Source organism: Cardinium endosymbiont of Philonthus spinipes, assembly GCF_964030745.1.
Lineage (GTDB): Bacteria > Bacteroidota > Bacteroidia > Cytophagales > Amoebophilaceae > Cardinium.
On the sequence record NZ_OZ034918.1, the window covers coordinates 986604 to 1007388 of the forward strand.

The 20785-nt window shown below is 39.3% G+C and carries 21 protein-coding genes; 9 read left to right on the plus strand and 12 right to left on the minus strand.

What is annotated here, in order from left to right; genetic code table 11:
- Window positions 1–105: 105 nt before the first annotated feature.
- Window positions 106–1794 carry an ABC transporter ATP-binding protein gene (locus tag AAHM81_RS04165; protein WP_342265243.1) on the plus strand — a complete coding sequence of 563 codons (1689 nt, stop codon included), beginning with the start codon at window positions 106–108 and terminating at the stop codon, window positions 1792–1794.
- A gap of 41 nt (window positions 1795–1835) precedes the next feature.
- On the opposite strand, the gene AAHM81_RS04170 is transcribed toward AAHM81_RS04165, so the two are convergent.
- The 9 genes from AAHM81_RS04170 to AAHM81_RS04210 all read right to left on the minus strand — a co-directional run bounded on the left by AAHM81_RS04170 (window position 1836) and on the right by AAHM81_RS04210 (window position 11350).
- Complete coding sequence (locus tag AAHM81_RS04170; RefSeq protein ID WP_342265244.1) at window positions 1836–2759, minus strand: MlaD family protein; 924 nt, start codon at window positions 2757–2759, stop codon at window positions 1836–1838.
- A 298-nt stretch (window positions 2760–3057) separates the two neighbouring features.
- Window positions 3058–4368 (minus strand): ribosome biogenesis GTPase Der, encoded by a 1311-nt coding sequence (der, locus tag AAHM81_RS04175; RefSeq protein WP_342265245.1) that lies wholly within the window; start codon window positions 4366–4368, stop codon window positions 3058–3060.
- Between the two features lie 303 nt (window positions 4369–4671).
- Window positions 4672–5562: a dTDP-4-dehydrorhamnose reductase gene (gene rfbD, locus AAHM81_RS04180; RefSeq protein WP_342265246.1), complete on the minus strand. Its 891-nt coding sequence runs from the start codon at window positions 5560–5562 to the stop codon at window positions 4672–4674.
- A gap of 18 nt (window positions 5563–5580) precedes the next feature.
- Complete coding sequence (locus AAHM81_RS04185) at window positions 5581–6504, minus strand: Rpn family recombination-promoting nuclease/putative transposase (RefSeq protein ID WP_342265247.1); 924 nt, start codon at window positions 6502–6504, stop codon at window positions 5581–5583.
- A 53-nt stretch (window positions 6505–6557) separates the two neighbouring features.
- Complete coding sequence (rpsJ, locus tag AAHM81_RS04190) at window positions 6558–6863, minus strand: 30S ribosomal protein S10 (RefSeq protein ID WP_250238908.1); 306 nt, start codon at window positions 6861–6863, stop codon at window positions 6558–6560.
- A gap of 26 nt (window positions 6864–6889) precedes the next feature.
- Window positions 6890–9031 carry an elongation factor G gene (gene fusA / locus AAHM81_RS04195; protein WP_342265248.1) on the minus strand — a complete coding sequence of 714 codons (2142 nt, stop codon included), beginning with the start codon at window positions 9029–9031 and terminating at the stop codon, window positions 6890–6892.
- Entirely contained in the window at window positions 9032–9502 is a 471-nt protein-coding gene (rpsG, locus tag AAHM81_RS04200; RefSeq protein ID WP_342265249.1) for a 30S ribosomal protein S7, read from the minus strand. It lies immediately after the preceding gene.
- A 20-nt stretch (window positions 9503–9522) separates the two neighbouring features.
- Window positions 9523–9900, minus strand: coding sequence for a 30S ribosomal protein S12 (gene rpsL / locus AAHM81_RS04205; RefSeq protein ID WP_342265250.1), 378 nt, complete (start codon window positions 9898–9900; stop codon window positions 9523–9525).
- Window positions 9901–10633: 733 nt separating this feature from the next.
- A complete protein-coding gene (locus AAHM81_RS04210) occupies window positions 10634–11350 on the minus strand; it encodes a hypothetical protein (protein WP_342265251.1) in 717 nt (238 codons plus the stop codon).
- Window positions 11351–11858: 508 nt separating this feature from the next.
- Between AAHM81_RS04210 and AAHM81_RS04215 the strand changes: the two genes are divergently transcribed.
- The 6 genes from AAHM81_RS04215 (at window position 11859) to AAHM81_RS04240 (ending at window position 15657) form a co-directional block, all read left to right on the plus strand.
- Window positions 11859–12419: a transposase family protein gene (locus AAHM81_RS04215; RefSeq protein WP_342265252.1), complete on the plus strand. Its 561-nt coding sequence runs from the start codon at window positions 11859–11861 to the stop codon at window positions 12417–12419.
- Between the two features lie 51 nt (window positions 12420–12470).
- Window positions 12471–13193 (plus strand): rhomboid family intramembrane serine protease, encoded by a 723-nt coding sequence (locus AAHM81_RS04220; protein ID WP_342265253.1) that lies wholly within the window; start codon window positions 12471–12473, stop codon window positions 13191–13193.
- A gap of 85 nt (window positions 13194–13278) precedes the next feature.
- A complete protein-coding gene (locus AAHM81_RS04225; RefSeq protein ID WP_342265254.1) occupies window positions 13279–13641 on the plus strand; it encodes a phage holin family protein in 363 nt (120 codons plus the stop codon).
- Between the two features lie 22 nt (window positions 13642–13663).
- On the plus strand, window positions 13664–15082 hold the full coding sequence (locus AAHM81_RS04230; protein WP_342265255.1) for a sodium:solute symporter family protein: 1419 nt from the start codon (window positions 13664–13666) through the stop codon (window positions 15080–15082).
- A 60-nt stretch (window positions 15083–15142) separates the two neighbouring features.
- A complete protein-coding gene (locus AAHM81_RS04235) occupies window positions 15143–15298 on the plus strand; it encodes a hypothetical protein (RefSeq protein ID WP_342265256.1) in 156 nt (51 codons plus the stop codon).
- A 44-nt stretch (window positions 15299–15342) separates the two neighbouring features.
- Window positions 15343–15657: a hypothetical protein gene (locus AAHM81_RS04240; protein ID WP_342265257.1), complete on the plus strand. Its 315-nt coding sequence runs from the start codon at window positions 15343–15345 to the stop codon at window positions 15655–15657.
- Between the two features lie 17 nt (window positions 15658–15674).
- On the opposite strand, the gene murD is transcribed toward AAHM81_RS04240, so the two are convergent.
- The gene (gene murD, locus AAHM81_RS04245; protein WP_342265258.1) at window positions 15675–16988 is read right to left on the minus strand and encodes a UDP-N-acetylmuramoyl-L-alanine--D-glutamate ligase; all 1314 of its coding nucleotides are present in this window, start codon (window positions 16986–16988) and stop codon (window positions 15675–15677) included.
- The gene (locus AAHM81_RS04250) at window positions 16979–17785 is read right to left on the minus strand and encodes a type II CAAX endopeptidase family protein (protein ID WP_342265259.1); all 807 of its coding nucleotides are present in this window, start codon (window positions 17783–17785) and stop codon (window positions 16979–16981) included. The genes murD and AAHM81_RS04250 overlap by 10 nt, the downstream gene beginning before the upstream one ends.
- Before the next feature lie 253 nt (window positions 17786–18038).
- On the opposite strand from AAHM81_RS04250, the gene ruvB reads away from it, so the two are divergent.
- Window positions 18039–19061 (plus strand): Holliday junction branch migration DNA helicase RuvB, encoded by a 1023-nt coding sequence (gene ruvB / locus AAHM81_RS04255; protein WP_342265260.1) that lies wholly within the window; start codon window positions 18039–18041, stop codon window positions 19059–19061.
- Between the two features lie 121 nt (window positions 19062–19182).
- Here the strand turns inward: ruvB and AAHM81_RS04260 are convergent, their stop codons facing one another.
- On the minus strand, window positions 19183–19617 hold the full coding sequence (locus tag AAHM81_RS04260) for a hypothetical protein (protein WP_342265261.1): 435 nt from the start codon (window positions 19615–19617) through the stop codon (window positions 19183–19185).
- A 416-nt stretch (window positions 19618–20033) separates the two neighbouring features.
- Here AAHM81_RS04260 and AAHM81_RS04265 point away from each other — a divergent pair, with 416 nt between their 5' ends.
- Window positions 20034–20780 carry a YebC/PmpR family DNA-binding transcriptional regulator gene (locus AAHM81_RS04265; RefSeq protein WP_342265262.1) on the plus strand — a complete coding sequence of 249 codons (747 nt, stop codon included), beginning with the start codon at window positions 20034–20036 and terminating at the stop codon, window positions 20778–20780.
- The last annotated feature ends 5 nt before the right edge of the window (window positions 20781–20785 follow it).

Below are 20785 nucleotides of genomic sequence, written 5' to 3' on the forward strand. Positions count from 1 at the left end.
AACCATAAAATTATTACAATGGCTAAAGAAATAAACGCTTTACCCCGAACCCTTTTCGCTTTTATCTTCTATTTCGTAAAACGGCAACCAGTCGGTTTCGGTTTTATGTTCTTTGCCATTATATTTTGGCCACTGCATGAGGCATTATGTCCTTACTTTGTTAAAATATTAATCAATAGGCTTGTACAGCTTCAACCAGCTATCGATACGCCTTTTCGTGCACTGGCTTTTCCGTTGGTGGGGTTGTTAACATCTTGGCTGCTTATGGAAATTTCCATTAGAGCTTATGGTGTTGTATCTATTTATGTTTGGCCTGGCTTTCGAAAAGCTATTCGAGAAAGTGTAATTGCCTATACCCAAAGGCAATCGCATGGCTATTTTTCTGACCATTTTACAGGAGGATTGGCCAATAAAATTGCAGAATTACCCCGCGCGTGTGAACATATTTTAGATATTTTAATCGGTAATTTTTGCTGCACCATGCTTACTTTTTGTATTTCATTGGGGCTGGTCTTTCAGGTAAGTACTGTTTTTGGTCTGATATTGTTTGTTTTTGTAGCTACCTTTGTGATCTTAACCATTTTGAATATTGGTAATATCAACCAAACCGCTAAAATACATGCAGAAGCGATCTCTGCATTGGATGGCCAAATTGTAGATAGTCTGGGCTGTATGTTGGCGGTGCGGCTGTTTGCCCGTATGGCCTATGAACTAAAATATTTGAATAGATACCAAATAGATGAAATAAAAAAATCTGAAAAGGCTTCTTGGGCTATTGAAAAAGCTAGCTTTTATAAGGGATTGCTTACTTTGCTATTTCTGATTATTACCTTCTTGACATTGGTATATGCGTGGAATAACAGTTGGATTACCATAGGGGATTGTTCGCTTATTACCATGACTTTCTTTAACCTTATGGGGTTGATTTGGCATAGCTCTTTGCATATCACGCAAATTGCTAAGGAAGTGGGGGTTTCTAAAGCAGCGCTTTCTCTTTTAAGTGAGCCACATGAGATCTGCAATCACCCTGATGCAACTGAGCTAATGGTTCAGGAAGGGGCCATTTGTTTGGATAAGGTTACGTTTCATTATAAACCACTATCTAGGGTCTTTAGCCAAATTTCTGTTCAGGTTAAGGGGGGGGAAAGGGTTGGTTTGGTCGGTTTGTCTGGCTCAGGAAAGACTACTTTTGTCCATCTGATATTGCGTTTGTATAACCTAGATGGTGGAAAGATAGCTATTGATGGTCAGGATATCTCAAAAGTCACACAAGCATCTTTGCATAGCCAGATTGCTATGATTCCGCAGGATCCCTTGCTTTTCCACCGTACGATTTTTGAAAACATCCAATATGGACGTTTGGATGCCACAGTAGCAGAAGTGGTGGAAGCAGCGAAATTGGCCCATTGTATGGATTTTATAGAACAGCTCGATAAGGGGCTCCAAACGATGGTGGGAGAGCGTGGTGTAAAGCTCTCAGGAGGCCAACGGCAACGTATTGCGATTGCACGTGCTATTTTAAAAGATGCGCCTATTCTTATTATGGACGAAGCTACTTCTGCGTTGGACTCCATTACAGAAAAGTTTATTCAAACGAGCTTGAAAAGCGTGATGGAGCATGCCACTACACTGGTGATTGCACACCGCTTATCTACCTTAAACTATATGGATCGGATTTTGGTTTTTGATAAGGGGAAAATTGTTGAAGATGGTACAGTGTCAGAACTTTTAGCGCAAAAAGGACATTTTTCCAAACTTTGGCATATGCAAGCGGGTGGGTTTTTGCCAGAATAGGACTAGGCTTTTGAAATAAAAATAGTGATCGAATAGCTGGTTTAACGATTGGTTAGTTTTTTTTGCTTATTTAAGTTTAACTCCAAAAAAGAAAATCCTAGCTTTAGAAAGCGTGATGGCCGGCTCTTTAAATCACAAATTAATGCGTTCAAGTTGGCTACGCTATCATTGAGGTTATGATAGAGTGCTGGATCATGTATGAATAGCCCAAAGCTTCCATGATTGCTGCAGGTATGCGCTATCAATTTTTCTATCTCTTGCAACATGTTGGTAACTCTACAAGTAATATCCTGAAAAGGAATAGATTTTACTTCTAAAAGCAGGCTGTGCATTGTAGGCAATATGGCTGGAATACCCTTTTTGGAATCTGCCAATACCGAAGAAATGGTAATGATATTTTGTGCAATGGCATTTATGTTGTGCTCGAGGCCGTGAATAGCAGTGTTTAAGGTGGAACTGGTTTTTTCAAGATTGACCAGAATGGCATTCACTCCCTCTGTTGTCTTGATAAGGTTTTGTGTAACCGTTGCCACTTGTGTGGTCATCGCTTTAAGATCAATATCATTAAAATCTGGATGGAGTTGGCCCGTGATAATATCATGCTTGCTAATAGGACGGCCTTTGTGCAGCTCAATTTCTAAAGCGTTGCCTTCCATCATACCTGCATTGTTCAATAAAACTTTACTGGTATGGGTCAAAGGAAATTGCTTGTCTACTTCAATGGTCACCAATGTACTGTAATTTTGTTTAGGCTTAATTTCTACTTTGGTAACCATCCCTATTATATGGCCTTTTAGTTTCACAGGGGCAGAAACATATAGGTTCTTATTCACAGGATAAGAAACCCGATAATCGTTGTATTTAGAAAATATATTGTGGCCTTTCAGGAATAAAAAACCATAATATAAAATACCCATGGAGGTTAAGGCTAATAAGCCGATCATGTAGTTCTTATTGATTTGCATATTGGTATATTTTGATATTAGACCTCTTTCGAAATTCGATTTCTAATGGCAATTTTGGTATCGAAGCTGGTCTATGCTCCTCAAATACATCTGAGTATTCTGCGGTGCGCGACTGCGCTTCTCCTAAAAATTGCTCACCACAAATCGCTTTCGAAAGAGGTCTAATAAACCCTTTTCGAAAGAGGTCTAATAGACCTCTTTCGAAACGTTACTACTGCTTTATCGTGTGCAATTTACAAAATAAGTTAATGAGTTGGAGCCATCCCCTGTTTTTTAATAGCGAATCTATACAACCAGACTATTTTTTCTTAAAGACTACTTGAACAGGGACGCCTTCGAAGTTAAAATGAGCCCTAAGTTGATTGACCAAGTAGCTTTTGTAATTGGGTTGAATATAGGCTGGATGGTTGCAAAAGAAAGCAAATGTGGGGGCACTGCCACTAACCTGTGTGCAATATTTAATTTGAATATATTTGCCTTTTACAGCGGGTGGATGGTTTCTTTCAATAACGGGTAAGATCACTTTGTTTAATTCAGAAGTGGGAATTTTTTTTATTTTATTTTGATAAACAGCAAGTGCTTTTTCAAGGGTTTGATAGACTCTTTGTTTCTTTATGGTTGAAACAAAGAGAATGGGTAGATAGTCTAAAGGAGCTAGCTTGCGCAAGAGATGTTTTCTGTAGGCGTCAGCGGTTGTTGCTTCCTTATCGATCAAATCCCATTTGTTGACTACCAATACCATGCCTTTCTTATACCGATGTGCGAGTGCAATAATCGAAATGTCTTGTGCTTCTATGCCATGCTGGGCGTCTATCATGATGACACAGATGTCAGCGTCTTGCATCGCTTTTACAGCACGCAACACGGAATAAAATTCAATGGCATCTTTTACCCTGGACTTTTTGCGTATGCCTGCTGTATCGGTAAGGATAAACCTTTTATTATAACGATTGTACTCCGTATCTATCGCATCCCTCGTGGTGCCAGAGACAGGGCTTACCATGCTTCTATTTTCATCTAATAGCACATTTAAAAAAGATGACTTGCCTACGTTTGGCCGGCCTAAAATGGTGAGCCTAGGCAGCTTATCTGCTGTTGCATCAACAGGGACTGATTCTTTTAAGTAAGGCAATAAAGCATCTAGCAAATCACCGGTTCCAGAACCATTGATGGCAGCTATGGGAAAGGGTGTGCCAAAGCCTAAGGCATAGAAACTGGGTGCAACCATTGCAGCCAGTACATTTTCGGCTTTATTGGCTACTACAAAAACGGGCTTATTGATTTTGCGTAAGATAGTTGCAAATTCCTTATCTGTATCGGTTAGGCCTTCTATGCAGTCCACCATAAAGAGTACTACATTGGCTTGACCCAATGCGAGTTCAATCTGCTCCCGAATGCCATGTTCAAAGGTATGGTCTGTACCACACATATAACCACCGGTATCTATAACGGTAAAGGATTTATCCCCCCACTGTGCATAACCATAATGGCGGTCACGGGTCGTATGAACAGATCCATCCATAATGGCTTTCCTTGCTTCGATTAATCTGTTAAAAAAAGTAGACTTACCCACATTGGATCTTCCTACAATTGCAACAACATTTGCCATAAAAAAGCGTTAAAATAAGTAATTTGAAGGCGACCATGGCGCCTAAATAACCTGGTACTTCTAGTGGATCATCCTATAACCTACATGATGTGGTACCTTTTTGTGGGGCGTAAGGGTGTAGTAGATGCCAGAAAGATTGTCTAAATTTAGAATAAATAATAGCTAAAAGCAAAAGTTGGCTGTAATAGCCTTCTTGCCAAAGCTATTTGTGATGAGCAATTTTTAGGAGAAGCGCAGTCGAGCACCGGAGCATACTTAGATGTATTTGAGGAGCGTAGACTAGCTTCGACACCAAAATTGCCATCAGAAATAGCTTTCGAGGGCTTGCCATTTTTGCAAGCAGATGGCAAGACTATCCAACCAATGGGGGATTTTAATCTGAAATACTGCTCGAAAGGAGGACTTGCTTAATACACTGTAGTAGGGTCTTTTAGGCGCTATTGCAGGGGAAGAAATGGGCACTAAGGCGCAACGACTGGGCACAGTAGTTAGAATAGCATGGGCAAAGTCATACCAACTGGCTACTCCCTCATTGGTATAGTGATAGATACCGGGTGGGTAGTGCGCTGGGCCATGGTTGTCTATTTTTTCAATGATCTTCCAAATGGCGGTTGCTAGGTCATAGACATAGGTGGGGCTACCTATTTGGTCATCAACCATTTGAATGGTCTGGCCGCTCTGGGCCAATGCCACTATTTTTGTAAAAAAATTATTCCCTGTTTCGCCATACAGCCAGGCTGTTCGAATGATGTAAAATTGGGCAGCATATGCAGCTATTTGTTGCTCTCCGGCTAGTTTGGACCGGCCATAGGTATTGCATGGACCAGTAGGGTCGTCTGGCTTTAATGGACGCCCTGTAGTAGCGCCAAAAACATAGTCTGTTGAGATATGAAAGAGTACAACATGGTGTTTTGCAGCTAATGCCGCCAACTGGCCTGCTCCTATGCTATTTACTTTAAAACAGTGCTCGGCTGCTTGCTCTGCTCGCTGCACATCTGTATAGGCAGCACAGTTGATGATGTATCGGATGGCATGTGTCTGGATGTAGGCTTCTATTTGGTCTGGATCAGTAATATCCATCATGGACTTACTGCAAAAGAGCGGCCTAAGCAAGGAATAGGTCGGAAAGGTTGCTTGTAATGCACTACCCAACAGACCTTCTGAACCGGTCACTAAAACAGTGGGGATAGACATGGGTGCTGTCCTAATGATCTACTTGAGTTGCGCAATATAAGAATGAGATAGACCAGTTAACTGAAGAACCCGTTCTATCGATTCTCCTTCTGATAAAAGTAGTCTGGCTATTTCTAGCTTGCCTTCTAGTTTACCTTTTTCTTCCCCTATTTGGATGCCTTCTAGTTTACCTTTTTCTTCCCCTATTCGGATGCCTTGTTCTTTTGCTTCCCTTTGAACTTTTTCTAATGTATTGGCTTCTATTCTGAGCCACTTCAAGTGGTCTTCATAAGCCATCCTTTCCTCATCAGTAAAATTCATCGTCTCTAAGACATACAAAGCCTTTTTTAGGCTATTATTATTTAGCAACTCAGGCAAATTGTCTTTGTTGAGTAAATCGTTTCTAGTAAGAAAAGCGGTCCAGATATCTAGTCCGTTTTGTATCTTTCTCAATAAGCTTTTTAGATCTTCATTGGGGTCGCTACTGAACTTACTCAGTTCTATGGTGTGCAATTCTAAATCGGTAAAGTCAGGCAGTCCACTCTCTTTTTCTGTGATATGGAATACATTATGATACTTCTTATTATCTGTGATAGAAATAAAATTAAGAATGTGAATGCCTATTGCTTTATTCAAACTACCATAACTATGAGCAGATTGTAATTGTTCTGTATACAACTTGGCCCAGTAATATAAAGCCCGCTTATCATAATCTGATTCATCTGTGATTTGAATTTCTATATTAAATCTTTTTCCTGTTTCTCCTACTGCTTTAATATCTAATATAGATAGTTTATCTGTTCTAAAATTTTTTGGATTATAGGGGTTCAATAGGGTAACATCCACCACTTGATCTTCCGGTGCAACAGTCGCATTTATTAAGGCAATCAGTAGATCCTTATTTTCTTCTACACCAAATATTTTTTTGAACGCTAAATCTACTTTTGGGGTAATTTTTTCCATAGCTTAATTTTACTGCGTGCCAAATTTCTTTATCGGCGGTTGCAATATAAGGTTTACACTTTAATTTCAACCTCTACGCCACTAGGCAGCTCTAGCTTGGTTAATGCATCTACCGCTTTTGAACTGCTGGAATAAATGTCGATCAACCTTTTATGCGTGCAAAGCTGAAATTGCTCGCGCGACTTTTTATTTACATGTGGAGAACGTAGTACCGTATATACCTCTTTTTTACCTGGAAGTGGAATGGGACCATTTACTACTGTTTTGGTAGCTTTTACAGCCCTAACAATGCTATCTGCCGATTTATCTAAGAGGGCAGCATCAAATGATTTAAGCTTGATTCGAATTTTTTGGTTCATGATGTTTGGTTGCTATATTTAGAATACTATACCGTTATGCCTTTTGCCTTGTTGATAACAGCTTCTGCTAAGTTTTTAGGGACTGGCTCATAATGCGAAAAAGTTAATGAAGCAGACGCCCTCCCTGAGGTAATGGTTCTAAGGTCGGTAACATAGCCAAATAGCTCTGCTAATGGCACCTCTGCTTTAACAATTTGTGCGCCGCCTTTTCCATGCATGCCTTTCATAATACCTCTTCTTCTATTAAGATCTCCTGTTACCGGACCTGTAAACTCGTCAGGGGTAGCTACTTCTACAGACATAATGGGTTCCAAAAGTACAGGAGAAGCCTTCTGCGCGGCAGCCCTAAAACCAGCTCTGGCGGCTAATTCGAAAGATAAAGAATCTGAGTCAACGTCATGATAGGAGCCATGAAAGATTTTAACCCGCATCGATTCTACAGGATAGTTTGCCAGTGGTCCATTCTCCATAGCTGCTGTAAATCCTTTTTGAATGGCTGGAATAAACTCTTTGGGAATAACCCCTCCAACAATCTTATTCACAAATTCCAATCCTGGCTTAACGGGTTCGCCCTCCACAAGCTCTCTAGGTCCTATCTCAAAAACAATATCTGCAAATTTACCCCTACCACCTGTTTGTTTCTTATAAACTTCTTTGTGTTCTACAGTAGCGGTAAGCGCTTCCTTATAGGCAACTTGTGGTGCGCCTTGGTTGATTTCAAGTTTAAATTCGCGCTTAAGCCGGTCAATAATAATTTCTAGGTGTAACTCACCCATGCCTTTTAGAATGGTTTGCCCAGTTTCATGGCTGGTTTCCATGCGTAAGGTTGGGTCTTCTTCCATGAGCTTGGCAATGGATAGGGTTAATTTATCCTGGTCTGCTTGTTTTTTAGGCTCAATAGAGTACCCGATTACCGGCTCTGGAAAGGTGATGGCTTCTAATATGGCTTTTTGCTTTTCATTGGTTAATGTATCGCCGGTTTTAATCTCTTTGAAGCCTACTACTGCACAGATGTCTCCTGCTTGTACTGCGTTAATAGGATTTTGTTTGTTGGCATGCATTTGCATCAAACGGGCAATGCGCTCTTTTTTGCCGGTTCTATTGTTGTGAACGTAAGATCCAGCATCTAGGCTGCCTGAGTAGACACGCAAAAAGGCTAGCCTGCCTACAAACGGATCAGTTGCAATTTTAAAGGCTAGTGCGGTAAAGGGTTCACTGTTCTCTGGCTTTCTAAGCATGACTGCTCCCGTATCTGGATGGGTGCATTCTACTGGAGGTAGATCTAGTGGAGAAGGTAGGTAGGCACATGCTGCATCTAAGAGTGCTTGAACACCCTTGTTTTTAAAAGCAGAACCGCAGAGGACAGGGGAAAAAGAGAGGTCGATAACCGCTTTGCGAATGGCTGCTCTGATTTCATCTGGTGTAATGGTATCTGGATGATCAAAGAATTTTTCCATTAATGCTTCGTCATAACTGGCTACACTCTCAATGAGGTTTTGACGCCACTCTGCAACCGTTTCTACCAAATCTTCGGGAATAGGTATTACTTGGTAGGTCATACCTAAGTCATTTTCGTTCCAAACGATCGCTTCATTGGTAATCAGGTCTACTACCCCTTTAAAGGCTGTTTCACTGCCAATAGGAATTTGTAATGGAACGGGATTGGTACCTAGTTTTTCTTTGATTTCATTCAGCGCATTAAAGAAGTTGGCACCAGCTCTATCCATTTTGTTTACAAAACAGATGCGGGGTACCCTGTATTTATCGGCTTGACGCCAAACAGTTTCAGACTGAGGCTCTACACCAGATACAGCACAAAATAAAGCAATGGCACCATCCAATACACGTAAAGAACGCTCTACCTCTACGGTAAAGTCTACGTGGCCTGGTGTATCGATGATGTTGATTTTATAGGTTTGAGTCTTGTCATTTGCTTTGCCCTGTATGGTTGGATATTTCCAAAATGTAGTGGTGGCAGCAGAGGTAATGGTAATCCCCCGTTCTTGCTCTTGAGCCATCCAATCCATTACAGCTCCTCCGTCATGTACTTCCCCTATTTTGTGGGTTAGACCGGTATAATATAGAATGCGCTCCGTGGTGGTTGTTTTACCAGCATCAATATGGGCCATGATGCCTATATTTCTTAAAAAGGTTAGTTCGTTTGCCATTTATCTCAAGTTAAAATGTGAGAAGGCTCTGTTTGAACTTGCCATTTTATGGGTGTCTACTTTACGTTTGAAAGCACCTCCCTCTTCCTTAGCAGCTGCAATAATTTCGTTGGTTAGTCTTTCTTTCATAGTCTTTTCTCCACGGGATCTTGCATAGTCAATCAGCCATTTCATGCCTAAAAATATCCTTCTGTCTGGCCGTATTTCAATAGGAACTTGAAGGGTAGCCCCTCCAACACGCCTCCGTTTGACCTCTAAAGTGGGGGTTACATTATGCAGCGCTTTGCGCCAAACTTCTAAACCTTCTTCTTGTGTCTTTTGGGAGACCGAGGCAATGGTATCATAAAAAATACTGAAAGCAAGGCTTTTCTTTCCTTGTTGCATCAATCCGTTTACAAATCTAGTTACTAACGGATCTCCATATTTATAGTCAGGTGCTAATACTCTTTTTATAGCTTGTTTCCTTCTCATATTATTCCTTGGTATTAAATTTATTTTTTCTTAGGCTTCTTGGTTCCATATACGGACCTTGCTTGACACCTTCCACTAACACCTGAAGTATCCAACACGCCACGAATAATAGAGTAGCTGACGCCTGATAAGTCTTTTACACCTCCTCCTCTAATCAGGACGATAGAGTGCTCTTGTAGGTTATGGCCTTCTCCAGGAATGTAGGTGTTGATTTCTTTCCCTGTTGTTAAGCGCACTCTAGCTACTTTCTTCATAGAGGAGTTTGGCTTTCTTGGCTTCATAGTATAAACTTTGACGCATACGCCCCGCCGTTGTGGACAGGAGGAAAGCGCTGGAGATTTTGATGAAGAAGAGGGTTTTTTTCTACCTTTTCTTACGAGCTGTTGTATGGTTAACATGTACTACTTATAATTTTTGTTTTACACCTAGAGGTGTGCAAATTTAAAAAATTTATGGACCTTTATCAAAAGCTTGGATCGCTATTTGCGGTCTGCTACCGGTCTATTATATAAATTTAGGCATTAATATTGATTATTTCTAATATTAGATCCCTTTTGAAAGCTGTTTGTGGTGTGCCATTTCTAGCAACAGTAGACTCTCTGCGAAACTTGAGGCCCATTTACATGCCCAAGAAACATATGCTTCTTAGGCTTTTTGGGGTCATTTTTTAAGCTTATAAGTTCAGATTTTGTAACCATTTTCCTTAAAAACACACTAAAAATTTTTCCTATAGTCATCATCCGTAACCAATATATTCTTTCGCAGATTTTCTATATATATGACTGATTTGCAATAAGTATAGGAAGTTTTCAATATCTTTTATCGGTTTCCATAAGTGCTGTGTATACCAATACTCCATGTAAAAAATGCTGTTCTATGTAATAGTCAATAATATTTATGTCTTAAATGGACGCTATTGACTGTTCGTTTGCGCTGCGGCCTGATCATCTGAGCTTTACCCTTTAGATAAGCCCGTCAATAGGTTTCAGCATCTTGATTTCTTGTGATACTGCTATGCGAGCTGTAGGCTTCTAACTTTTGACCTAGTAGAACTTTCACCTACTGGCACATACTAGTCTCACTGGGCACACATATCTTTTCCTCTTTAGCGCAATTCTAGCGCTTTCTTATCTAGGAACGGCTCAGCTTAATGATTTCTTCCAGAAGTTCGAGTTCTTCTTCAACTCGATATTGAAGGATATTACGTAGTAAATAAATAGTTTTGTAAGACTGATCAATTAGCTCAACTTGATTACAAAGTTTGGTATAAGCATCCTTTTGATGCTGTTGAATATGTTGAATATATGGTAAACGGAAATTAATATTCGGTTGATTCATTGGGCTTGCTATTTTCAGAATCTCATTATGTTTATCACAAACCATCTTTTCAGCATCTTTACATTGATTATAAGCATTGTTAGCAGCAAACTTAATACGATAGGCCTTGTTTGAAAATTTTTCAAAACTATCAAAACGGACCATGTGCACAAGTTTTTTAAAACGTTCTGACTCTTTACTATGCGAAGCTACTGCATCTTGTACGTTAGTCAGAACGTCTTCTTTATGAGACTTATAATTTTCAACAAGGCTATCGATACCATCAGCTATACAATTAATGTGATCATATACACATCGTGCTCTCGCAGCTTTAGTGGCAGCCATATCAACATTAGTTTGAGAATTCTTACACGGATCATTATTAGTTCTGAACCACGCAAAACTAGTTCTGAACCACGCAAAAAATTTTTGATAAGGATTAATCGCATAACCTGGATTGTCTATTTTGTTACACCCAGCTATTCCCATTATATAACAACATAATAGAACTTTAAATTTATTCTTGTTCATTTTTATTTAGTTTAATTTAAAATTAAGCTAATTTTTGCTATTATGATTTTAATTTTAAGAAATTAGCATTAACCCATATTACAGAATATATAAATAGTTACGTTAATATAACGTATAACTTATATGGGGTGCCAAATACCATAATATTAAGAGGTGTTTATGGGGATGATCTATCCAAAATAGACTAAAATTAGCCTGAAAATCAACAAATAATAGGATTTGTACCACAAGAGTATCAAAAATAACCCTAGAAGCGTAGTAAAAAACTATACTATCAATCTATCACAATGGCCCCAATGTGCGCCTGATGATACAAAATTGTTTAACCAATTTTGTTTTCTGTATGCTAGAGACATAACTAATGTATGAACGTCAGTTCTGGATTAGACTTTAGACCCTCTGCGAAATGCTAAAAAGTAGTTGCATGATTGTAATAAAAGGTGTACTATTGAAATTTTATCTTACCATAAGATGGCAATAGATTTCAAAGGCTTATCGAAAATACCCCATGTCATGTCTTACAGGTTGGGCAGTTATAGAATTCTCAGAAGTTGTTAAGAGATTAGCTCCAGCTTGGGAAAAAATTGTAGAACAGAAGAAATGTCATGGAAGAAAGTCTCATGTAGCAACGCTTCAAGACAGGGTTTTATGCGTACTGATATACTACAGAACGTATCTCATACACATATTTTGGGGTTATTTATTCAATTTACACAATTCTAATATCTGCCGCTTGCTAAAAAAATGGAACCTTTACTGGCAAAAAGTAATAAAAATTAAGAAAGATAGATCCATGACTTCTGATAAGATTTTAGGGCTTCTAGTAGGTGCCACAGAGCAACCGACCCAGCGTCTCCAAGAGAGCCTAAAATGTAAGAAAAGCTATTTTAGTAAGAAGCAAATGACCACCATGAAAATAGAAATTGTTATGGAATCAAGTGAACACTTCCTCACTCATGCTTTCCATCCGATTCGAAGAGGGTCTAGTGCAGGCAAACAGTGTAGTAGGCGTTGTTCTGCGTACTATTTTAAATATAAAATCAGTTTTTATAAATTAAGCTTGGTTTAAGCTTAGCATGGCGAGGCTTACAAGTAATTCTTAAATCATTTTTTTTGTCTTATGCATAGTGTTTACGCTTATATTCGCAATCATTTTAAACAGCCTGGGAATGGGTTTGTGCAACTTATTTTGCTCCATATTTTAAGTTTTCTATTGCTGTTTTTGTTTAGTACTGGATGTTATATTTGCGGTTATGAAGCATATAGTACATGGCTTTATAGAAAATTGGCACTTCCTTCTCTTTACCCATTATTCATAAAGCAGCCGTGGACCATTATTACCTACTCTTTTGTCCATAAGGGTATTGTAGATTTATTCTGGGATATGCTTGTCTTATACGTTTTTGGTCAAAGAATACGGGCCATTGCACGCTCCAAACATATATTGCGGCTTTATTGTTTAGGGCAAGCCGTAGGTGGGATTCTTTTTTTTATCCTCTACCAATTCTCACCTCCCTTTAAAGGTGTTGCCACTGAGCTTGCAGGGCCTTCAGCGGCTATTTATGCTATCATGGTAGCGGTTTGTGTGTTGATGCCTAATTTGCGGCTATATTGCTTCTTTTTCTCTTTACCATTAAAATATGTTGTGGTTGCTTTGCTGGCAATAGCATTTATGCATTTGCCTACCCAACATGCGGGATATTACTTGGCACAGTTGGGTGGTGCATTGGCTGGATATGTCTATGCTAGGTTTTGTAAAAATGATCTGGATATTAACCATTCTTTTTTTAGCTTGCATGGTGTTCGCAGCAGCAAGATGACGCTTCGTGTTACTAAAACATAGGATAATTGTATTATCTTAATCGCTGCTTATAGTGGTGCAGCTAAGTTGGCCAGTATTAATTTTTATTTTACCATACCTGAACGAAATGTTTTTTAGAATGATAAAGATGCTATGCAAACTATTTGGAATGGCTTGTATAGTGGGCATAGTAAGAGAAAAACTAGGTGTATTTGCCCATACATTCCAGCATAATCTTCAGACGAAGGCTAAGAAAATAATCCAAATATTTTTACTTGGTTCCCTGGTTTTTATATTACTTGGTTTGGGGCTGCGTTTTTTATTACTTGGTTTGGCTTACTGGTTAAATACTGTTTTCTCTAGTGCTTATCTTGGCTTTTTTTTGGTTTCAATTTTTTGCTTTTTAATGGTTATGTTTATGGTCCTTATGTTGCGCAATAAAATCAGTAGCCAGGAAGCGGACCAGGGTCATATGAAGGATGGTGCGTAGCTGTTTTTATTGCAACTGTGTTATGTTATCATCTTCATTTTCTATACCATACTTCTTGATAGCCTCATTTTTATTATTAAACCTAGGGGTAGGCTTAGCGAGCAGAAAAGCAACCACCTTTCGAGCCTATGCTGTGGATGACAAGCGATTTTCTACGGTTAAGTTGCTGGCTACACTACTGGCTACTTCTTTTTGTGGGGTAGTACTTGTGTCTCCTGTACAAGTATGTTATAGCTATGGTTTATTGCAGTTTTGTTTAATGTTTGTTAATGCTATCGCTTTGTGGTTGACTAGCTTGGCATGGGTGCGGATGGCTCCATTTATGCATCACCTTTCTATTGCAGAAACAATAGGTAGCGTATATGGAAACTATCCAAGGATTATTACTGCTTTGTTGAGTATATGGTATACTATTTCTACTCTTATTTTTCAAATCAATGCGATTTCCTATATTGTCACTGCCTGTTTACATTCGGTTGATCCTAATAGCATGATCGTATTGGCAGCTTTGGTGATTATTACTTATGCTGCTTTTGGAGGAATTCGTTCTGTTACCAATACAGATGTGCTTCAATTTATAACTTTTATTATTATAATTATTATTGTTGCTAAACTTATGTTTGTAAAAACAGGTAAATCTTTTTTGGAAATTATATGGTTTGCACGAAAACAAGAAAAGTTTAAACTTAGCAGCTTATGCTATCCTGATAGCCATCTATGGGATTGTATTGTATATTTTCTATTTTGCCTTTTGAGTATTGTTGATCCTGCCATTATACAGAGGATGTACATGTGCTCTGGTCCTATTCAGGTAAAAAAGGTTTTTTTGTATGGTAGCTTTTTATATGTGCTTATAATGCTTTTTATATGCCTGATTGGTCTATTTGTTTTTTCAAGCAATTCAACTTTATCGATGGAAGAAATTTGGGGTTATATAGTTACCAGTCTGCCATCTTTTTTACAAGGTGCTATTGTCACTTGTGTGTTAGCTATGGCCACGTCTACAGCTGATTCTTATTTACATCTTTGTTCTATTATAGTGGTTCATGATCTGATGGCAAGCATTCCGGGGGTAAAGCCAATTGTGGATAGACTTCAGATTCGGGTGGCTAGATTGGCGATACTAGGTATCGGGCTATTCTCTATGATCATGGCTATTTATTCCAATGATCTATGGAAGAGTTTTAGTAGTATTGTTTTTTACGTGTATACACTTTATAACGTTGTAGTTTCTGCCCCTTTTATCTTAGCTTGCTTTGGCTTTCGAGGTAGTGCTCGAACTGCTTTAGTAGGGATGGCGATGGCTATATTGATGAGTTTGGCTTGTAAAAAATTTAGGTTTTTAATAGGTATTCCTGCTTGTGTAGCTTCTATGGTAGCTAATGGTTGTATCTATTCACGTCACTGGTTAATAATGAATTGTATTCCACTTTTTTCTTGATAAAAAAGTGGACAAAAAATCAAGCCCTCGGTAAAAAGTTGGGGACCTCATCCCTTACAGATGGAAAAACAGAAGTCGCCCGCTGCGCGGGCTTCAAAGGAATCTGTTTTTCCTAATCATCTGCAAGGGATGAGGCCTATTTCCCAACTTTTTACAGGGGCATTTTTCGTAACGATTCAGCGGTGTGGTTTTTTAGGGTTGCAAAATCTCAAATAACTTTTTAAGTTTAGTTTTCTTTAGTTTCATTCCACATCAAAGAGATGGATTCTTTATCCTCGATAGTTATTTCCTTACAATCAGAAATTAGCCTTCTCAAATCGAGTATTAGCGTGCTAGAGGCAGATAATGCCGCATTGCGTGGAGAGATTGCCGTATTAACCGCTAACAATAGTTCTTTAAAAGAAGTTATTACCTCTCTATCGGCCGCCACTAATGGTTTGGGTATGATGGCTGCGCATTACCTATTGCCTCAATCACCCGGTATGGGGTGGATTGGGCTAAATCCGCAACAAAAACGACTTAAGCAGCTTGTTGGCCTATTTAAGCGTTTTAATAAAAGGACTGATTTAGAATAAAAGGGGTAAATATGGCTTTATTTTTGAATCCGTGCGTTTATCTGTTCTTTAAATTGATTGCCTCGATCTTCAAAGTTTTTAAATAAATCAAAGCTGGCACATGCAGGGGATAAGAGGATGACTTCCCCCGGTAATGCAATAGATAGGGCGTTGTCTATGGCTGAAGAGAGGTTATCGGTCTCTTTTATAGGCAGACCTAGCGGGCGAAAGGATTTGATAATAGCGCTGTTATCTTTTCCCAAACAGATGATTGCTTTGACCTGCTCTTGTACAATGGGTAGGAGGGGGGCATAGTTGTTGCCTTTATCTATGCCACCGGCTATCCAGATAATGGGTTGGCTAAAGCTAAGCAATGCAGCTGTTGTAGAGGCTACATTGGTCGATTTTGAGTCGTTGTAACAATCTATGCCTTGGGGTGCGCCACACCATTCCAGTCGATGGGGTAACCCACAAAATGTAGGTAAAGCAGTAGCAATTGTTTCAGAAGAGAGGCCTGCTAAAGCCGCTGCTGTAGCCGCAACCATAGCATTATACTGGTTATGCCTGCCTAGTAAGGCTACTTGCTCCCTGCTAGTAGACAGGGTGTAGTCCTGCCCATTAAGGTGCAATAGGTTGTTAGGATTATCAATAGGAGATATAGGATGTAATTGTGGTAAAATCTTCTGTTTTGGCAGATATTGTGTGGTGATTGGATCGGCTTTATTGTAAATAAAGTGGTCTAATGGGGTCATGTTGCGCAATAGGTTCAACTTGGCTTGGGCATAGGCTTCTATGGAGCTATGGTATCTATCTAGGTGGTCAGGTGTAATATTTAGTAGACAAGCAATGGCTGGCTTAAAATCTTTGATTGCTTCCAGTTGAAAGCTGGAAAGCTCTAATACGTAGTAGGCATAGGTTGATTGTGTGAGGCACTTAGCAAAGCTATATCCTATATTCCCAGCTAAAGCGACCTGGTACCCTGCTGCATGGAGCAAATGGTAAATCAGGTGGGCTGTTGTGCTTTTGCCATTTGAGCCTGTTACAGCTATAATTTTTCCCTTTGCGTAGCGTGCTGCAAATTCTATTTCATCTATGATGGGTATATTTTGGAGTTTCCTGATGATTGTGGCTGTATGGGGTATCCCGGGGCTTTTGATGACTTCATCTGCTGATTGTATTTTTTCTATGGTGTGGCCTCCCTCTTCAAATGGAATCTGGTGGGTGGTCAGTAAATGTTTATAGTCTGCTTTAATGATGCCAGCATCTGACAGGAAGACATCTATTCCTTGTTGTTTGGCCAAGAGGGCTGCACCGGTTCCGCTTTCTCCGCCACCTAATATTGCTAATCGCATCTTTGTTTAGTGCTTTTTTTTGTTTTTTGACTGACGAACATATGGGTTACATAGGTATAAACTGCTAGGAGTGTTCCAATAGCTAATAGGCCACGTGTTACAATAGGTAAGTTATTGATGGCTACATCTAATCTTTTATCTAATGCGAGGTAGATGATGGATGTGGCACATAAGTTATGTAGTCCATGAGCGAGCATAGGGTAGATAATATGGTTGGTTTGGTGGTATAGGTAGCTGAGAAAGCAGCCCATTACAAAATACAATAGGTTATTGCTCATATTGCAGTGCATTAAACTAAATGCTATGGCACTGATCACGGTGATCCATCGTCTGCTTGAGGTGATTTTGCTGAGTAGTTTTTCTAAAATACCTCGAAAGAGTAGTTCTTCTAGAATAGCCGTTAGACAGCTTATTTCTACAATGCCACGGTATACAAAGTCGATGTTGCTACTAAAATGTAATATGGGCTGTACGCTGGGATGCCATAATGCTTCTTTAATGCTGCTGAGCAATGTTAAGGCAAATGTCATCATCAGTTGAGCCAGTATCGTGCCAATGGTTAACCTATAGAGAGGTGCAGGTGGCGCTATGGAGTGTTGCATGCTTTGTTGTTTCTGTAGCTGTACATAGTAGCCCAAAGCAGCGGAACAAATGATGATCCGTGCCATAAAGCTTCTCAGCACAGAGCGATGCAGTAGGTAACGAATGGTCGGCTCTATCAACATGGTGGAAAACCCTAGGTAAAGCCCTATGGATGATAGGGTCAATAGCATCAGTAGTTTAATGTTTGATCTCATGGTTGATATTAGCTCTTTTTGAGGTTTCCTACAAATTCCTGAGCATAAGCCTCTTTCGAAAGAAGTCTATAGACCTTCTGCACAACCTATTTCTAATGGCAATTTTGGTGTCGAAGCTTGTCTACGCTCCTCAAATACATCTAGTATGCTGCGGTGCTCGACTGCGTTTCTCCTAAAAATTACTGATCACAAATAGCTTTTGCAGAAGGTCTTATTTTTTTGCGTATATTTTGGCCTAGTAAAGATAGAAAAAATGGAGAATGATCTGATCAATGGTCCCTTCGGTGTGCTGAAGAAACCAGAAGAACAACTTGATAAAGCGCTACGTCCGCTTCAATTCAATGACTTCTTTGGACAAGAAAAGCTGGTGGAGAATATTCAAATATTTGTAGCAGCTGCCAAGCAAAGAAAAGAAGCGTTGGATCATGTATTGTTGCATGGCCCGCCTGGTTTAGGCAAAACGACATTGGCTTATATTATTGCTTATGAGTTGAATACTAATATAAAAGTTACATCTGGTCCTGTATTGGATAAACCTGGGGATTTAGCGGGGTTGTTGACTAGTTTAGAACCTACCAATGTGCTTTTTATAGATGAGATCCATCGTCTTAATCCGATAGTGGAAGAATATCTATATACAGCTATGGAAGATTTTAAAATAGACATTATGTTGGATGCTGGTCCCAATGCACGTAGTGTACAGTTGGCGTTGAACCCTTTTACCTTGATTGGGGCTACTACCCGTTCTGGTTTGCTTACTGCACCGTTACGGGCCCGTTTTGGTATTAATGCGCGGTTAGATTATTATCCTGCTACTTTGTTGACCAAAATTGTTCAGCGTGCCAGTGGTATATGGGGTGCGCCTATTGACCAAGAGGCTGCTTATGAAATTGCCAGGAGAAGTCGAGGGACGCCCCGTATAGCCAATAATCTGCTGAAACGTACACGCGATTTTGCTCAGGTTAAAGGGGATGGACGGATTACCAAGGATATGGTTGCAGTAAGCTTGGCAGCTTTGAATGTAGATGAGCATGGGCTAGATGAAATGGACAAACGTATTCTGACCAATATTATTGAAAAATTCAAGGGGGGGCCTGTAGGCCTTACTACTATTGCAACCGCTTGTTTGGAGGAGGCAGAAACGATAGAAGAGGTATATGAACCATTTCTTATTCAAGAAGGCTATATCAAACGTACCCCACGGGGAAGGGTCGCAACAGAGGCGGCTTATAAACATCTAGGGTTGCCTTATACGGCTGATCTTTTTGAGAAATAAAAAGGAGTTTTTATGGCGTTTTTTGCCTTGATAAGTGGGGGCACCCAGTTCACAATTGAAATAGCGTTATGCCACATTTTATGATCAAATTTGAAGGAAGAATTTAAATCACTGATATGTTTTACACAATCTTGTCAAAAGACTTATCAACTACTACATATGTCCCAGATGGTTCTTTTTCTTCTTCTTCGATCCAACATTCTAGTCCATTTTTAAATTTCATCATTTTCCCATCAATCATATATATCCCAGTTTCAATTTCTTCTTCCGGATTTAGTCGTTTAACGCGTTTGTTGAAAAGATCAAATTGATATGTCTCAGATGCTTTTTTTGCTTCCTTCGGATATTCTATTCCATTTTCAAATACCCTAATTTCCCCATCAATCATATATGCCCCAGTTCCAATTTCTTTTTCTGGTTTCTGAGGTGGTTTCGTGGGTTTTTCTTTATTTATATCTTTCTTCTTCTTAGAAGAAGTCAACCCCATATTAGACTGACCGACCCCACTACAAGATGCCAGGAAAGGCAAAACAACTAAATATTTTTTTATGTTCATGATAGATTTATTTTGAATAAAAATATGCAAGACATGTATATTGTGTATCTTACAAATAACGTTTTGCAGATGTCCTAAATTATTCTGTAATAAGCAAATTATAACCTTCCATTCCAATCTAACTTCCCTTGAATAGTATGCTTTACTAATGTGCGTTCTGGATTACTTGTATAAAAAATAGTTTAAAAATAGCAGCATAGCAAATGGGAAAAAACAGGAAAGAAAAGTAAGAAAAAAATGTCCGAATGCTTCAGCCCATTATATCAAATGCATATGCATTCATTTAGTTTGCTGTCCATACTACCGATGGATATTATATATTTGTATATAATATCCATTATAGTAACGGTTGCATGCAGCTTATCTGGGCTGCTGGTGCAGCTTATTCTTTATTTTATTCATATTGAAGCAATACAATGGCAGGACATAGTAAGTGGTCTAATATCAAGCGTAAAAAAGGTGTAAATGACGCAAAAAAAAGTAAAATTTTTACAAAACTGGTTAAGGAGATAACGGTGGCTGCCAGAAGTGGAGGGGCTGAACCAGAACTTAACCCGCGATTGCGTTTGGCGATTCAAAATGCCAAGGGAGCCAATATGCCTAAAGAGGCTATACTGCGTGCCATTAGTAAGGCTGGTGGGAATGATGTAGCAGCCTATCATGAAGTCACCTATGAGGGATATGGTAGCCATGGTGTGGCCATCATGGTGGTTTGTATGACCGATAAAATGATTAGAACGGTGGCTAATGTGCGGGCTATTTTTGCTAAATATGGTGGCAGTTTGGAAAAAAGTGGTTCGATTACTTTTTTGTTTGACTATAAAGGAGTGTTTACCATTCCTACAGCAGATATTAAAGATCTGGATGATTTTACATTGGGGTTGATAGATGCAGGGGCAGAAGCATTGGAAAATGATGGCGCATCTACCCATGTGATTTGTGCGGTAGAAGACTTTGGAAAAGTCCAAAAACAGTTGGAAGCAGTTGCTGTGGCACCAATTGCTGCAGGGTTACAATATATTCCTCATACCCTGGTGCAGGTCAATGATGCTGCATTGCTTAAACTGATCAAGCTTATAGATGCGTTAAAGGATGATGACGACGTGCAAATGGTTTACCATAACATTGATATTCAGCCAGAGCAGGAAGCTTTATGGGAATAGAAGGT